The sequence below is a fragment of the Shinella zoogloeoides genome (genome assembly GCF_022682305.1).
GTDB classification, from domain to species: domain Bacteria; phylum Pseudomonadota; class Alphaproteobacteria; order Rhizobiales; family Rhizobiaceae; genus Shinella; species Shinella zoogloeoides_B.
Genome location: NZ_CP093530.1, coordinates 63,034 through 78,860 on the forward strand (window position 1 = coordinate 63,034; position 15,827 = coordinate 78,860).

Annotated in this window: 11 protein-coding genes; 9 read left to right on the forward strand and 2 right to left on the reverse strand. The window is 60.2% G+C overall.

What is annotated here, in order from left to right:
* The first annotated feature begins 106 nt into the window (after positions 1 to 106).
* The 6 genes from cyoA to MOE34_RS23735 all read left to right on the forward strand — a co-directional run bounded on the left by cyoA (position 107) and on the right by MOE34_RS23735 (position 6,805).
* Positions 107 to 1,264 carry a ubiquinol oxidase subunit II gene (gene cyoA / locus MOE34_RS23710; RefSeq protein ID WP_242225025.1) on the forward strand — a complete coding sequence of 386 codons (1,158 nt, stop codon included), beginning with the start codon at positions 107 to 109 and terminating at the stop codon, positions 1,262 to 1,264.
* A gap of 29 nt (positions 1,265 to 1,293) precedes the next feature.
* Positions 1,294 to 3,300 (forward strand): cytochrome o ubiquinol oxidase subunit I, encoded by a 2,007-nt coding sequence (gene cyoB, locus MOE34_RS23715; RefSeq protein WP_242225009.1) that lies wholly within the window; start codon positions 1,294 to 1,296, stop codon positions 3,298 to 3,300.
* 4 nt (positions 3,301 to 3,304) lie between these two features.
* On the forward strand, positions 3,305 to 3,925 hold the full coding sequence (cyoC, locus tag MOE34_RS23720; RefSeq protein ID WP_023515137.1) for a cytochrome o ubiquinol oxidase subunit III: 621 nt from the start codon (positions 3,305 to 3,307) through the stop codon (positions 3,923 to 3,925).
* Positions 3,922 to 4,329: a cytochrome o ubiquinol oxidase subunit IV gene (gene cyoD, locus MOE34_RS23725; RefSeq protein ID WP_242225011.1), complete on the forward strand. Its 408-nt coding sequence runs from the start codon at positions 3,922 to 3,924 to the stop codon at positions 4,327 to 4,329. Before cyoC ends, cyoD begins: the two co-directional genes overlap by 4 nt.
* A gap of 71 nt (positions 4,330 to 4,400) precedes the next feature.
* Positions 4,401 to 4,973 (forward strand): cation diffusion facilitator family transporter, encoded by a 573-nt coding sequence (locus MOE34_RS23730; RefSeq protein WP_338341969.1) that lies wholly within the window; start codon positions 4,401 to 4,403, stop codon positions 4,971 to 4,973.
* 161 nt (positions 4,974 to 5,134) lie between these two features.
* On the forward strand, positions 5,135 to 6,805 hold the full coding sequence (locus MOE34_RS23735) for a phosphoethanolamine transferase (protein WP_242225013.1): 1,671 nt from the start codon (positions 5,135 to 5,137) through the stop codon (positions 6,803 to 6,805).
* Positions 6,806 to 6,933: 128 nt separating this feature from the next.
* On the opposite strand, the gene dinB is transcribed toward MOE34_RS23735, so the two are convergent.
* The gene (gene dinB / locus MOE34_RS23740) at positions 6,934 to 8,055 is read right to left on the reverse strand and encodes a DNA polymerase IV (RefSeq protein WP_242225015.1); all 1,122 of its coding nucleotides are present in this window, start codon (positions 8,053 to 8,055) and stop codon (positions 6,934 to 6,936) included.
* A 40-nt stretch (positions 8,056 to 8,095) separates the two neighbouring features.
* On the reverse strand, positions 8,096 to 10,165 hold the full coding sequence (locus tag MOE34_RS23745) for an ATP-dependent helicase (protein WP_242225016.1): 2,070 nt from the start codon (positions 10,163 to 10,165) through the stop codon (positions 8,096 to 8,098).
* A 205-nt stretch (positions 10,166 to 10,370) separates the two neighbouring features.
* Here MOE34_RS23745 and MOE34_RS23750 point away from each other — a divergent pair, with 205 nt between their 5' ends.
* Genes MOE34_RS23750 through MOE34_RS23760 form a run of 3 tightly spaced genes read left to right on the forward strand, consistent with a single transcriptional unit; the run spans position 10,371 to position 15,818 of the window.
* Complete coding sequence (locus MOE34_RS23750) at positions 10,371 to 11,129, forward strand: ImuA family protein (protein WP_242224947.1); 759 nt, start codon at positions 10,371 to 10,373, stop codon at positions 11,127 to 11,129.
* Entirely contained in the window at positions 11,047 to 12,561 is a 1,515-nt protein-coding gene (locus tag MOE34_RS23755) for a Y-family DNA polymerase (RefSeq protein ID WP_242224950.1), read from the forward strand. The genes MOE34_RS23750 and MOE34_RS23755 overlap by 83 nt, the downstream gene beginning before the upstream one ends.
* A complete protein-coding gene (locus tag MOE34_RS23760) occupies positions 12,558 to 15,818 on the forward strand; it encodes an error-prone DNA polymerase (RefSeq protein WP_242224952.1) in 3,261 nt (1,086 codons plus the stop codon). Before MOE34_RS23755 ends, MOE34_RS23760 begins: the two co-directional genes overlap by 4 nt.
* Positions 15,819 to 15,827: the final 9 nt, after the last annotated feature.

Sequence of the window (15,827 nt, forward strand, 5' to 3'; positions counted from 1 at the left end):
TCAAAGACCCGAGGTTAATTCCAGGGAGTCAGAAGTGCTTCTCTCCAAGAAGTTCGTTCGCCTTGCCGTTGTCGTCCCGCTGTTGCTCCTGCTGGGCGGTTGCAAAATGGTCGTCATGTCGCCTTCAGGCGATATCGCAAGGCAACAAGCGGATCTTATCGTTGTCTCGACGCTATTGATGCTGCTCATCATCGTACCGGTGATGTTTCTCACCCTCTTTTTCGCTTGGCACTATCGCCAGTCTAACAAAAGGGCGAAATACGACCCCAAATGGCACCATTCGACTGCTCTCGAGGTAGTGATCTGGTCGGCGCCATTGGCCATCATCATCGTGCTTGGTGCGATCACCTGGATCAGCACTCACAAACTCGATCCCTATCGTCCGCTCGACCGGATCGATGCGCAACGGCTGGTCACGGAAGATACAAAGACCATGACCGTGGAAGTCGTGGCGCTCGACTGGAAGTGGCTGTTCTTCTACCCGGAATATGGCATCGCTACAGTCAACGAACTCGCAGCGCCGGTGGACGTTCCGATCAGCTTCAAGATTACGTCATCATCGGTCATGAACGCTTTTTATGTTCCGGCGCTCTCGGGCATGATCTATGCCATGCCGGGCATGCAGACACGTCTCCATGCGGTCATGAACGTTCCTGGTGACTACGAGGGGCTTTCGGCCAATTACAGCGGCGGCGGCTTTTCGCAGATGCGCTTCAAGTTCCGCGGCTTGACCCAGGCTGACTTCGACACCTGGGTGACGCAAGTGAAGCGGGTAGGCACCACGCTTAATCGCGACAGCTATATGAAGCTGGAAAAGCCGAGCATCAAGGAGCCAGTGCGTTACTACGCCAGCGTCGACAGCGGACTCTACGATTCGATCCTGAATCTCTGCGCCACCCCCGGCACGATGTGCATGAACCAGATGATGCATATCGACAAGATGGGCGGTGGCGGTCTCGAAAGCGAGAAGAACAGGGAGAGGCTCGACTACGATACGCGCCGCGCGCCGCTCAGAGGTCTCGATGTATTCTATCCGCCTTTGACACCCGAGGCCGACGGAATTCAGGACGATGCCGTAACAGGATCAGCCTCCGAAGCAAGTGCGGTCACTGACGACCGAAGCGCCATGACCGCGTCGGAAGCGAGCCAGGCAGCAGTTGGCCATGTCATGCCAAACGGCACGGTCATGGACGGTAGTGTCCCGGCAAAAAACAGCACGCAAGGTGTCTCATTCGCGCCAACCAATGACATCTCCAATCCATGACCATCGGTTGACAGATACTGGAAACACGAATGCCTACGAACATCAGCATAATGGAATTCATTTTCGGCAGGTTGTCATGGGAGTCCCTTGCCTTCCTGCACGAGCCCATCCTCATGGTTACCTTCATCGTCGTCGCCATCGGCGGCGCCGCGATCCTCGGTACCGTCACCTACTTCAAGCTCTGGGGCTACCTTTGGAGGGAGTGGTTCACCAGCGTGGATCACAAGAAGATCGGGATCATGTACGTGGTCCTCGCGCTCGTGATGCTGCTACGGGGATTTGCCGATGCGATCATGATGCGCATCCAGCAGGCGATTGCCTTCAGCGGCAACGAGGGTTATCTGACGCCGAGCCACTACGACCAGATATTTACGGCGCATGGCGTCATCATGATCTTCTTCGTGGCCATGCCGCTGATCACTGGCCTGATGAATTATGTCGTGCCGCTGCAGATCGGCGCCCGCGATGTCGCCTTCCCCTTCCTCAACAACTTCTCTTTCTGGATGACTGTGGGCGGAGCCATCATCGTGATGATGTCGCTCTTCGTTGGGGAATTCGCCCGTACGGGCTGGCTCGCCTATCCGCCGCTCTCCGGCGCGGACTACAGTCCCGGCGTCGGCGTCGATTATTATATTTGGGGGCTACAGGTGGCCGGTGTCGGGACGACCTTGTCTGGCATCAACCTCATCGCGACCATCGTGAAGATGCGCGCGCCGGGCATGTCCTTCATGAAGATGCCGGTTTTCACATGGACCTCGCTTTGCTCCAACATCCTGATCGCCGCGACGTTCCCTATCCTTACGGCGACGCTCGCCCTTCTTTCGCTCGACCGTTACGTGGGAACAAATTTCTTCACGAATGATCTTGGCGGCAATTCGATGATGTATATCAATCTCATCTGGATCTGGGGCCATCCGGAGGTCTACATCCTCGTTCTGCCGGCCTTCGGCGTTTTCTCGGAAGTCGTATCGACTTTCTCCGGCAAGCGCCTGTTCGGATACACCTCGATGGTCTACGCGACCGTCGTCATCACCATCCTGTCCTATCTCGTGTGGGCACACCACTTCTTCACGATGGGTTCAGGCGCCTCTGTCAATGCCTTCTTCGGCATTGCCACGATGATCATCTCGATCCCGACCGGTGCGAAGATGTTCAACTGGCTGTTCACGATGTATCGAGGCCGCATCCGCTACGAGCTGCCCATGTACTGGACGATCGGCTTCATGGTCACATTCGTGATTGGAGGTATGACAGGTGTGCTTCTTGCCGTTCCTCCCGCGGATTTCGTGCTCCACAATTCGCTGTTCCTGGTTGCCCATTTCCACAATGTGATTATCGGTGGTGTATTGTTCGGTCTGCTCGCGGGCATTGTCTATTGGTGGCCTAAGGCGTTCGGCTACAGGCTCGATCCCTTCTGGGGCAAGCTGAGCTTCTGGTTCTGGCAGATCGGTTTCTTCTTTGCCTTCATGCCGCTCTACGTGCTTGGCCTGATGGGCGTCACTCGCCGCGTCAGCCAGTTCGACGATCCGTCGCTACAGATCTGGTTCATCATTGCAGCTTTTGGCGCTTTCCTGATTATGCTCGGCATCGTGGCGTTCCTGGTCCAACTCTTCGTCAGCTATGTGAAACGTGATCAACTGAAGGACGAGACAGGCGATCCATGGGATGGCCGCACGCTCGAATGGTCCACCTCATCCCCTCCACCTGAGTATAACTTCGCCTTCACTCCAATCGTTCATGACCTCGATGCATGGTCGGATATGAAAGAGCGAGGTCATGAACGCCCGGTCGATGGTTTCCAGGCCATCCATATGCCGAAAAACACAGGTACTGGCGTTGTTCTCAGCGGGCTTAGCGTCGTTCTGGCTTTCGCGCTGATCTGGTACATCTGGTGGCTGGCGGCGCTGTCCTTCGTGGCGCTCATGAGCGTCGCGATTGCCCATACCTTCAATTACAAGCGGGACTACCACATCCCAGTCGAGACGGTCGTCGAGACGGAGGCCGCCCGCACCGACCTGCTTGCAGGAAGGGCATGAGACCATGAACCAAACTCACGACACTTCGTCGGTAAAGCCGGAATTCTACCAGAAACAGGAACGTCATCCGGAAAATGCCACCAGCCTGGGCTTCTGGATTTATCTGATGGGCGACTGCCTGATCTTTGCCGTCCTATTCGCCACCTATGGCGTGATCGGGCGCAATTATGCGGCAGGCCCGTCGCCGGCCGACCTGTTCGACCTGACGCTCGTCTCCATCAATACGGCATTCCTGCTTCTGTCGTCGATCACCTTCGGTTTCGCCATGCTGCAGATGGAGCGTGGCGCCAGATCGGAGACGCTTTTCTGGCTGGCCGTTACTGGTCTCTTCGGCCTCGCCTTTATCGGGCTGGAACTCTACGAGTTTATCAAGCTGATCGGGGAGGGGGCCACGCCGCAGCGCAGCGGCTTCCTGTCGGCCTTCTTCGTCCTCGTTGGAACACACGGCCTTCACGTCACCATTGGCATTGTCTGGCTTGTGACGCTGATGGTGCAAATCGCCAGGTATGGACTGAGCTCGGAAAACTGCCGGCGGCTCTCTTGCCTCTCCATGTTCTGGCATTTCCTCGACGTAGTCTGGGTGGGCGTGTTTTCCGTCGTCTACCTGATGGGAGTTTTGATATGAGTTCGAATCCACACGCCCACGCGCACGGCAACCATGATCATGACCATCAACACGGTGGGCTCGGCCATGGCGGGACGCATGGGTCCTTTCGTGGCTACGTAACGGGCTTCCTACTTGCTGCGATACTGACTGCGATTCCGTTTTGGCTGGTGATGGGTAATGTCCTTGAAAACAAGACCGCGACGGGCGTCTTGATCATACTCTTCGCTGTGGTGCAGATCGTGGTCCACATGATCTACTTCTTGCATATGAACTCCCGCGCGGAAGACGGATGGACGCTAATGGCGCTAATTTTCACCGTCGTCATCATCTTTATCGCGGTTTCCGGCTCATTGTGGATCATGTACCACCTTAACGCGAATATGATGCCGATGACACCAGAAATGATGAAGAATATGCCGTAGCCAGCTCGCCAAGAACCCCGCTTACAGAACGAACAGACAGTCTTGGTTTAAAGTGGATCGCCTGGGAAGCGGTGCAGCGCATCAACCAGCCCGCGGAGATCCTCGCCGGTCCGATGCTCGTTGTCGCGACCATCGGTCTCCTCGTGAACCTTGTCGGCGCCTATGCGCTATGGTCCGGCGACAGCGGTGACAGCAACCTGCGCGTCGCGCTCCTTCACGTCGTCGGCGACCTTCTCGGATCGGTCGGCGCCATTGCTGCGGCCATCGGCATCATGCTCACCGGATGGAGCATCCTTGACCCATTTCTCTCGGTGCTGGTCGCCGGCCTCGTCATCCGCTCGGCCTGGGGGTTGGTTTCCGATTCCATCCGCGTGCTCCTGCAGGCCACGCCGAAAGGCATTGTTGCCCATGAAATCGAAGCGGGCCTGCTGAATCTGCCGGGCATCGCCGAGGGGGGCCACTTCCATGCATGGACCTTGACGGACGAAAGCATCGTCGCGACCGTCCACGTCAGCCCTAAGGAGGGGATCGACCCATTGACCCTGCCGTCGGTCGTCGCGTCCTTTCTCAAGGAAGGGCACGGCATCGATCATGTCACGGTCCAGGTGGACCCGCGGGGCGCGCTTCTCGCCCGGCACGCGTGATCGTGCCCTTCAATCAGCCGTCTGATCCAAAGCGATCCTGGTTGAAGGTGCTCGCAGTCGAAAGAGTGTGGGCAAACCTGAAAAAAAAAGTCTCTTGAAGCTCTAGTCGCTAGAGAGAGTAAACGTTGCCAAAAAGCTCGCGGACAAATGGGTATCGAGGCATGAAACACATGGCCGCTGCAACGCTCAGGGCGCAATTGAACCGATTCCGGCCGCAGCTGGGGGATCTTGTTACGAGCATTGTGGTAGCGGTTTACCTGCTGCTGTTCCTTAATGCCACCTTCTGGTCCAAGGCGGGGCTCTACCTGAAAAATGATCCTTCGGCCTATGCGGCGCTTTGGGTCGCCATCTTCGCGCTTTTTGCAATTGGCACAGTAGCTGTTTCAATAAAGTACATCATCAAACCGGTTCTCATACTCTACATTGCCGTGGCGACGGCGGCGGCGTGGTTTACGGATACCTACGGTGTATTTGTGGACACGGATATGGTGCGCAACGCTTTTGAAACGACCAAGGCGGAATCACAAGATCTGCTCACTCCAGGGCTCATTAAGCATTTTGCACTCTATTTCTTCCTGCCGACCGCATTTCTGACCTGGATACGCATCGTCCATCAGCCGTTCGGCCGTAAGATTCGTCAAAACGCGATAACGATCTTCGTCTGCTTTCTAGTTTTCGTGAGTTTGGGCGCGGCATTCTACAAGCCGTACTCAGCAGTTGTTCGTACCAAAAGAGATCTGATAAAAACGCTCAATCCAATCACGCCGCTTGTTAGCACGACAAAGTATATCCTCGGCGCAAGCCAGGAGATCATCATATCGGTGAAGCCGGTGGGTGGGGATGCAAAAATTGATGCGCGAGCAGATGGTTCCACCAAGCCTCGCGTCGCTATCATCGTCGTGGGAGAGACGGCACGCGCCGCGAACTTCTCCCTGGACTCGTACGCGCGTGAGACCAATCCGGAGCTCGCACGGCAAGACGTCATTTACTTTTCGAATGTTTCAAGCTGCGGCACGGCCACTGACGTTTCCTTACCCTGCATGTTCTCCAATCTGAAGCGATCGGGTTACGACCATAAGACCGGATTGGAGAACGAGAACGTCCTCGATGTTCTCGTCCGTGCGGGGGTTGATGTGACCTGGATGGAAAACAATACCGGCAGCAAGGGTGTTGCCGACCGAGTTCGCAACGTGATCATTACAGGATCGTCCGATTCACAGTTCTGCAAGGACGGTGACTGCAAGGACGAGATATTCTTGGAGAAGATCGATGAATGGCTGAACGGGATTACGAAGGACAGCGTCCTGGTGTTGCATCAACTCGGCAATCATGGTCCAGCTTACTACGAGCGTTATCCGGATGCGTTTCGAAAATTCATTCCTGACTGCCGGACGACGGAGCTTTCCCGATGCAAGGACTCGGAGATCGTCAACGCTTATGACAACGCCATTCTCTATACGGATTTCATCCTATCGAAGATCGTAGAACGTCTGAAGGCGCGGACAGTGACGCTATCCACCGGCTTCCTCTACGTTTCGGACCATGGCGAATCGCTCGGCGAGAATAATCTATACCTGCATGGCACGCCCTACTTCATGGCGCCAGACGAACAGACGCGTGTGCCGCTGATCGCATGGTTCGATCGGCAATTCGCCTCATCCATGGGGTTAAATCTCGATTGCCTGAAAAAATCTGCGACGATGCCGTTGTCGCACGATAATCTCTTCTCCAGCTTGCTTGGCATGATGAACGTCACGACCAAAGCCTACGAGCGTGATCTCGACATGTTCGCCGCCTGTCGCGGGGCATTGGCGGCCCTCCCGGGCTCCTGACCTCATTCAGAAACCTAAGAGCATATCGGGGGCGTGGGCGCCCGGCGTCGTGAGGCTTTTCAGCATACACAATCGTTGGCCTAATGTTTACGATATAGCCGCGCGAACGGTGACATTGTTCCGCGCGGCTATATCGTGAACGCGAGCTGGTCGGGATCGGCAGCGGACTCTTCGGCGAACGACGACACGGTGATGCCGAGAAGACGGATACCCTTTTCGGTCGGGAAAAGGCCATCGAGCAGCGCCGGTGCAATCGCTTCCATCTCACCCGCCGCCGCGACCGAGACGGCTGCCGTCCTGCTGCGGGTGATGGTCTGGAAGTCGGCATACTTCACCTTCAGCGTGACCGTTTTCCCGCGAAGGTCCTTTGCCTCACAATGCCGCCAGACCTTTTCGACCAGAGGTGTGATCTCTGCGCGCGCCGCCTGCAGATCGAAGATGTCGGTCATGAAGGTGTCTTCGGCCCCGACGGATTTGCGCGGGCGGTCCGGCTGGACCGGGCGATTATCGATGCCGCGGGCAATGTCGTGATACCAGCGCCCGGATTTTCCGAAATGCTCCTGAAGGAAGGCGAGGGGCTTCGCCTTCAAGTCGGCGCCCGTAAGGATGCCGAGCTTCTCCATCCGCGCCGCGGTCGCCGGCCCGACGCCATGAAACTTCTCGACCGCCAACTCATCGACAAAGCCGGGTCCATGTCTCGGCGTGATGACGGCCTGACCGTTCGGCTTGTTGAGGTCGCTCGCCATCTTGGCGAGGAACTTGCAATAGGAAATGCCGGCCGATGCATTGAGGCCGGTGACCTCCTTGATGCGTGCCCGGATGATGGTTGCGATTTCAGTGGCGATCGGGATGCCCTGCTTGTTTTCCGTCACATCCAAATAGGCTTCATCCAAGGAGAGCGGTTCGATCAGGTCCGTGTGCTCGGAGAAAATCTCGCGGATTTGCCCGGAGACGGCGCGGTAGACGTCAAAACGCGGCGGCACGAATATGAGGTCCGGGCAGCGCCGTTTCGCGGTCACGGACGGGAGGGCGGAGCGTACTCCAAAGGCGCGTGCCTCGTAACTGGCAGCAGCGACGACGCCGCGCGCCGCGGAGCTGCCGACGGCAACCGGCTTGCCGCGCAGGTCCGGATTGTCGCGCTGTTCGACGGAGGCATAGAACGCATCCATGTCCACATGGATGATGCGCCGGATCCTCTCTTCGCGTTCCGAATTCACTGCCGTCGTTTCGATCGCGTCCCGTCTGTCCATAGCCCCAGTTCGCGTGTTCTCGCATCCTTCTCGGACTGCGTCATTGCCACATCGAGCGCATCCGTGCACCCACATCGATGCGGACGTTCCGCGTGCTCCGTTCGCCGGCTGCTGCGCTGATCTTGGGCCAGCTTGTCACCTCGAAATATTGCAACAAGGTTGCAGGAATGAATCGGCTCTTTGAGACCGAGACGTAACGATCGCCCTGGGAATTCTGCCCATAGGTATAGAAGCGCAGCGGCGTGATGAGGGCGAGGCTGTCGCGCGCCCGCGTCATGCCGACATAGAGTAGCCGGCGTTCCTCTTCCAGCTCGGCGGTTGTCCCCGTGCCCAGGTCGGACGGAATGCAGCCGTCGATGACGTTGAGCATGAACACCGACCGCCACTCCTGTCCCTTGGCCGAGTGGATGGTTGAGAGGATCAGATAGTCCTCGTCGAGCAGTGGCACGCCGGCCTGGTCGCTGGTGGCGTCCGGGGGATCAAGGGTCAGTTCCGTCAGGAAGCGTTCCCGGCTTGGATAGCCGCTGGCGATCTGTTCGAGCTGAAGGAGATCGGCCTTGCGCGTGTCCGCATCCTCGTGAATGCGGTCGAGATGCGGCTCGTACCACATCCTCACCGCGCCGATCTCCGCCGGCCAGCCGGCCTCGGCCTTGCGCAAGGCGGAAACGAGCGTGACGAAGGCGGGCCAGTCGTCACCGCTCTTGGGCGGCGGCGGGATCTCGGCGAGCGACTGAAGCGGCTCTGGATCGGCGGTAATCGTGTCGAGGATCCTGCCGGCCGTCTGCGGCCCGACGCCCGGAAGAAGCTGGAGCAACCGGAAGCCGGCAACGCGATCGCGCGGGTTCTGGGCAAAGCGCAGAACGGCGAGCAGGTCCTTGACGTGGGCGGCATCGAGGAATTTCAAGCCACCGTACTTCACGAAGGGCACGTTCCGGCGGGTCAGCTCGATTTCAAGCGCGCTGGAATGGTTGGAGCTGCGGAATAGCACGGCCTGCTGCTTCAGGGGAACACCCACCTCGCGGTTGGCCAGCACCTGCTCGACGATATAGGCGGCCTGGTCCGTCTCGTCCTTCACCGTGACCAACAGCGGCCGCTGCTCCGATGCGCGATCGGTCCAGAGGTTTTTCGTATAGCGCTCCCGGGCCAGGCCGATAACGCCATTGGCCGCCGCCAGGATCGGCTGCGTCGAACGGTAGTTGCGGTCGAGCGTGATGACGTCGGCCGGCTTCGGCGAAAACTCGTTCGGGAAATCGAGGATATTGCGGATGGTCGCCGCACGGAACGAATAGATCGATTGCGCGTCGTCGCCGACGACCGTGAGGCCCCGCCCGCCCGGCTTCAGCGACATCAGGATGGCAGCCTGCAGGCGATTGGTATCCTGGTATTCGTCCACCAACACGTAATCGAAGCGACCGCCTACGTCGTCCGCCAGGTCCGGGTCCGAGAGCATCTGCGCCCAGTAGAGAAGGAGGTCGTCGTAATCCATGACGTTCTGCGCCTGCTTGGCTTCGACATAGCCGGCAAAAAGCTCCTTCAGCTCGCGCTCCCATTCGACAGCCCATGGATAGGAAGCCTTCAGGACCTCGCCGATCGACGCCTCCGAGTTGACCACCCGCGAATAGATCGCGATGCAGGTGCCCTTGGTGGGGAAGCGGTTTTCTGTCTTCGAGAATCCGAGCTGGTGGCGGACAATGTTCATCAGGTCCGCGCTGTCTTCTCGGTCATGGATCGTGAAATCGACACCGAGCCCGATCTGTTCCGCATACATGCGTAAGAGCCGTGCACCGATGCCATGGAAAGTCCCTGCCCATGCGAGTGCATCGGTCATGATCGCGGCATTATCGCCAAGCACCTGCCGGCAGATCCTCTGCACGCGGCGCGTCATTTCCGTAGCCGCGCGGCGGGAAAACGTCATCAGCAGGATGCGGCGCGGATCGGCGCCATTGACGATCAGATGCGCGACGCGGTGCGCTAGCGTGCTTGTTTTGCCGGAGCCGGCGCCCGCGATGATCAGCAGCGGCCCACCGATCGCGCCATCCGCCAGACCGACGCCATGCTCGACCGCCTCCCGCTGGCGGTCGTTGAGTTTGTCGAGATATGTCGCCGTCATGTGTCCCCAGCGCCTGAGAAAATTTTCCTGTCCCTCCGAGCGCCGGATATCCCCTTGATGCAGCTATCGGATTCGTTTCAACGCCTTAGCTGCGTGAAGACTTCCCGGTCGGAGGCTCGATTGACTCACTTCGCCAATCGGAACAAATAAAGAACGTATCAGCTTAAAGGACGGCTGAAAACCCTGAAGGAGCAACAATTCTGCCGTGGCCAACCATGCCCTCAATCCCGTGCTTGCCGAGCTTCGCGAGCGCATTGGCCAGCTTGAAGGCGGGGTCGCTCGCGCCCGCTCCGTGCTGCCCTTTGCCGTTCCGGAGATCGACCGGGCCTTGCCGGGAGGAGGGCTGGCCATCGGCGCACTGCATGAGGTTGCCGGCGGGGGAGGCGGCACGGTCGACGGTGCGGCTGCCGCGCTGTTTTCCGCGGGCGTCGCCGCCCGGACGAAGGGTAAGGTCTTGTGGTGCATGACGCGCCCGGACCTCTTCTTCCCGGCGATCTCGCAGGCCGGCCTTCATCCTGACCGGGTCGTTTTCTGCGAAAGCGATCGGGAGGTGGAGGTGCTGTCCTCCATGGAGGAGGGGCTGTCTTTCGGCGGTCTCTCCTGCGTCGTCGGCGAGCTCGTCCGCCTGTCGATGACAGCCTCGCGCCGCCTGCAGCTCGCGGCGGAGAAGACCGGCAGCATGGCGATCGTGCTGCGGCGCTGGCGGCGGCAAAACGAGGCGTCGGACTATGGGCAGCCGACGGCCTCAACCACACGCTGGCGCATCAGCACCTTGCCGTCCGAGCGGTTGCCGGTGGCCGGCGTCGGGCGGGCGCGGTGGCTGGCGGAACTGATGCGCGTCAAAGCAGGCGAATGCGCCGAATTCGAAATTGGAGCCCCTGATGACACGGGTCGTATCTGTCTACTTCCCACATCTGGCGACAGAGCGGATCAGACGACACGCTGGCGAAGCCTTGCCGGCTGACAAGCCGCTCGTCGTGATCGCGCGGCGTGGATCGAAGCGCTGGATCTCGGCTGCCGATCCGGCTGCCATGAAGCTCGGGCTGCGCGTCGGAATGCCGGCGAGCAAGGCGCAGGCCATGGTCGCCGATCTCACGATGGTCGATGCCGCACCGGCCGAAGATGCGGCCGCGCTCGAGCGGCTCGCGCTCTGGGCGCTTCGGCAATATAGCCCGGTGGTGGCCATCGATGGCGCTGACGGCCTGGTCATCGACACCGAGGGCGCCGACCATCTCCAGGGCGGCGAGGATCTCCTCATCACGGGCCTGGTCAATCGGCTGCGTGGCCATGGCCTGACAGCAAGAGCGGCCGTCTCGGATACCTGGGGCGCCTCGCACGCGATCGCCCGGCTGATCTCGGCGGAGGCGACCGTGGTTCCGGTCGGCAATGTGGCGAAAGCCGTGGTCGACCTGCCGATCCTCGCCTTGCGGCTTCCGGCCGAGACGGTCCAGGGCCTTCGGGTTCTCGGCATCGATACAGTCGGCCAGCTTTCCGCCATGCCGCGTGCGCCGCTCACCCTGCGCTTTGGGGCAGACCCAGCACGCCGGCTCGACCAGTTGTTCGGCCGGATCGCCGAGCCGATCGAACCGATCCGCACGCCGGAACTGGTCGAGGTGTCGAAAAATTTCGCGGAGCCCATCGGCGCGGCGGAGACCATCGCAAAATATGTCAGGCGGCTGGTCGATCAGCTCTCGGTCAAGCTGGCGGAGAATGGCCTTGGGGCGCGCCGCTGTGACCTTGCCATCCACCGGGTCGACAATACGCGCCAGCATCTTCGCGCCGGTCTCGCCAAGCCGGTGCGCGATCCAGAACGCTTGTCGAAACTGCTCTGCGATCGGATTGAGACGATCGATCCTGGCTTCGGCATCGAGAAGCTGGTTCTGGTGGCGGTCTTCGCCGAGCCGCTGGAAGAACGGCAGGTGGTCTCCTCGCTCATCGAGGAGGAGATTGCCGATATCACGCCCCTCGTCGACATCCTCGGCAATCGCGGTCATCGATTGTTCCGGGTCGCGCCGGTGGCCTCTGATGTGCCGGAACGATCGGTGCGGCGAATTCCCGCGACAGCGCCCGATATCGGTCAGATCTGGGCCAACAAATGGCCTCGGCCGTCGCGGCTGCTCGCAAACCCCGAGCGGATCGACGTCATGGCGCTCCTGCCGGACCAGCCGCCGGTCGTGTTCACCTGGCGCGGCAAAAGGCGAAAGGTCGTTCGCGCCGACGGCCCGGAACGGATCTTCGGAGAATGGTGGACGCGGCCGCGCGAATTCCAGGCCGTCAGGGACTACTTCGTGGTCGAGGACGAGCTTGGCGAGCGCTACTGGGTTTATCGTGCCGGCGACGGCATAGATCCGGAGACCGGCTCCCACCTGTGGTTCCTGCATGGGGTGTTCGGATGAAATACGCCGAGCTTCAGATCACGACGCATTTCTCGTTTCTGCGTGGAGCGTCCAGCGCCGACGAGCTGTTCGCGGCCGCGGCCGCGCTTGGTATCGACGCTCTTGGCGTTGTCGATCGCAACAGCCTCGCCGGCATCGTGCGGGCTTGGGAGGCGGCGAAGACGACCGGCGTGCGCCTTGTCGTCGGATGCCGGCTCGATCTCACCGACGGCATGTCGATCCTGGTCTATCCCATGGATCGACCGGCCTATTCACGCCTGACGCGGCTGCTGTCGCTCGGCAAGGCGCGCGGCGGCAAGGGCAATTGCCTGATCGATTTCGCGGACCTCTCCGAGCACGCCGCCGGCATGATCGGCGTGCTGGTCCCGGATGAGGCCGACGAGACCTGCGCGGTGCAACTGCGCAAGATGGCCGATCTCTTCGGTGATCGCGCCTATGTGAGCCTATGTCTGCGCCGCCGGCCGAACGACAAGCTGCGTCTTCACGGCATCGCCACGATGGCGGCGCGCCACAGGGTCAGGACCGTCGTCACCAACGATGTGTTGTTCCACGAGCCTGGCCGCCGCCAGCTCCAGGACGTCGTGACCTGCATTCGCACGCGCACCACCATCGATGATGTCGGGTTCGACCGCGAGCGCCATGCGGACCGATTCCTGAAGACGCCGGAGGAGATGCACCGGCTATTCGCCGACTATCCCGAAGCGCTGGCCCGTACCCGCGAAATCGTCGAGCGCTGCAAATTCGATCTCAAGGAGCTTCAGTACCAATACCCGGAAGAGGCCATCGTGCCCGGTCTCGATCCGCAGCAGTCGCTGGTGAAATTTACTTGGGAAGGCGCAGATGTGCGCTACCCCGAGGGCGTGCCGGAGAAGGTGCGGAAATCCCTGCGCGACGAGCTGGAGCTGATCCGGACGATGAACTACGCGCCCTATTTCCTCACGGTGTTCTCCATCGTCCGCTATGCCAGGTCGAAAGGCATCCTCTGCCAGGGACGGGGATCGGCCGCGAACTCGGCTGTCTGCTACTGCCTCGGCGTGACGTCGATCGATCCCGACACGAATGATTTGCTGTTCGAGCGTTTCATCTCTCAAGAGCGGGACGAGCCACCCGATATCGATGTCGATTTTGAACACGAGAGGCGGGAGGAGGTCATCCAGTGGATCTATGAGACCTATGGCCGGAGCCGAGCGGCCCTATGCGCGACAATCACTCGATACCGCGCCAAGGGTGCGTTGCGTGACGTGGGCAAGGCGCTCGGTCTCCCGGAAGACATGATCGGGCAACTCTCGTCGGGGATATGGAGATGGTCGGATGGCCTTTCCGAAAGCCAGTTGAAGGAGAACAATCTCAACACGGCCGATTACCGGCTGAAGCTGACGCTGGAACTGGCGCAGCAGCTCATGGGCGCGCCGCGCCATCTCGGCCAGCATCCGGGTGGGTTCGTCCTGACCCATGACCGGCTCGACAATCTCGTGCCGATCGAGCCGGCGCGCATGGACGATCGCCAAGTCATCGAATGGGACAAGGACGACATCGAGGCGCTGAAGTTCATGAAGGTCGATGTACTTGCCCTCGGGATGCTGACCTGCATGGCCAAGGCCTTCGCGTTGATGGCCGAGCACAAGGGCGATGTCCGCGATCTCGCTTCCATCCCTGCCGAGGATCCGCGGACCTATGCGATGATCCGAAAGGCCGACACGCTGGGCACTTTTCAGATCGAGAGCCGGGCGCAGATGTCCATGCTTCCGCGCCTGAAACCCCGCACCTTCTATGATCTCGTCATCCAGGTGGCCATTGTCCGACCGGGGCCGATCCAAGGCGACATGGTGCATCCCTATCTCCGCCGGCGAGAGGGCAAGGAGCCGGTCGAATACCCGACGCCCGAGCTGGAGGCTGTCCTGTCGAAGACGCTCGGCATACCGCTGTTTCAGGAGAGCGCCATGAAAGTTGCCATGGTCTGCGCCGGCTTCACCGGCGGCGAGGCCGACCAGCTCCGCAAGTCGATGGCGACGTTCAAGTTCTCCGGCGGCGTCTCGAAGTTCAAGGACAAGCTGGTCGCCGGCATGGTCAAGAACGGCTATTCGGCGGACTTTGCGGAACGGACCTTCAGCCAGCTTGAGGGATTTGGAAGCTACGGCTTTCCTGAATCTCACGCCGCCAGTTTTGCCTTGGTCGCCTATGCGTCGAGCTGGGTGAAATGCCATCACCCCGATGCCTTTTGTGCCGCACTCCTCAATTCGCAGCCAATGGGATTCTATGCCCCTGCTCAGATCGTCTCCGATGCGCAGGCACACGGCGTGGAGGTCCGGCCGGTCTGCATCAATGCGTCCCGATGGGATTGCACGCTCGAGGATACCGGCGACGGTGACAAGAAGGCTGTCCGCTTGGGTATGCGCATGGTGAAGGGTCTTTCGACGGCCGACGCTGCCCGGATCGTGACGGCGCGCACCGACGAGCCGTTCTCTTCTGCCGATGACGTCTGGCGCCGCTCCGGCGTTCCGACGGCCGCGTTGGTGAAGATGGTGGAGGCGGATGCGTTTCTGCCATCGCTACAGCTTCAGCGCCGGGACGCGCTTTGGGCGATCAAGGCCCTGCGTGACGAGCCGCTTGCCCTTTGGACCGCAGCCGCTGAGCGCGAAGCCCGCCAGGTTGCTGAAGCACAAGAGCCCGACGTGCATCTGCCGTCGATGAAGGCGGGGCATGAAGTTGTCGAGGACTATTCCCATATCGGATTGACCCTCCGTCAGCATCCGGTTTCCTTCCTCCGCGAGGATCTTCGCCGGAAGCGGATGGTGACCTGCGCCGAAGCAATGGCTGCGCGAGACGGTCAATGGCTGATGAGCGGTGGGCTCGTGCTGGTGCGCCAGCGTCCGGGCTCGGCCAAAGGTGTCATGTTCATGACGCTCGAGGATGAGACGGGCATCATCAACGCGGTTATCTGGCCGAAGGTGTTCGAGCGCCAGCGCCGGCTCGTGCTCTCCAGCTCGATGTTGGCGATCAATGGAAAGATCCAGCGCGAAGGCGACGTGGTGCATCTGGTTGCGCAACGTCTGTTCGATCTCTCTGAAGACCTCGGCCGCCTGGGCGAGCGAGACGAGCAGTTTCCCTTGCCCCACAGACGAGGGGATGAGTTCGCCCATGGCAATGGCGCGCCGGATCCGCGTGATCGGCCAAAGGCGGCAGTGTCGGCACGTGAGATATACGTGCCGGACTTGCTGATCGATCGGTTGAAGGTCAAGAGCCGAAATTTCCATTGATCGCCCACA

Excerpts from the sequence above, each read along its gene's own strand:
- cyoA (WP_242225025.1), top strand. The coding sequence starts at position 107 with ATGGTCGTCATGTCGCCTTCAGGCGATATCGCAAGGCAACAAGCGGAT.
- cyoB (WP_242225009.1), top strand. The coding sequence starts at position 1,294 with ATGCCTACGAACATCAGCATAATGGAATTCATTTTCGGCAGGTTGTCA.
- cyoC (WP_023515137.1), top strand. The coding sequence starts at position 3,305 with ATGAACCAAACTCACGACACTTCGTCGGTAAAGCCGGAATTCTACCAG.
- cyoD (WP_242225011.1), top strand. The coding sequence starts at position 3,922 with ATGAGTTCGAATCCACACGCCCACGCGCACGGCAACCATGATCATGAC.
- MOE34_RS23735 (WP_242225013.1), top strand. The coding sequence starts at position 5,135 with ATGAAACACATGGCCGCTGCAACGCTCAGGGCGCAATTGAACCGATTC.
- dinB (WP_242225015.1), bottom strand. The coding sequence starts at position 8,055 with ATGGACAGACGGGACGCGATCGAAACGACGGCAGTGAATTCGGAACGC.
- MOE34_RS23745 (WP_242225016.1), bottom strand. The coding sequence starts at position 10,165 with ATGACGGCGACATATCTCGACAAACTCAACGACCGCCAGCGGGAGGCG.
- MOE34_RS23755 (WP_242224950.1), top strand. The coding sequence starts at position 11,047 with ATGACACGGGTCGTATCTGTCTACTTCCCACATCTGGCGACAGAGCGG.
- MOE34_RS23760 (WP_242224952.1), top strand. The coding sequence starts at position 12,558 with ATGAAATACGCCGAGCTTCAGATCACGACGCATTTCTCGTTTCTGCGT.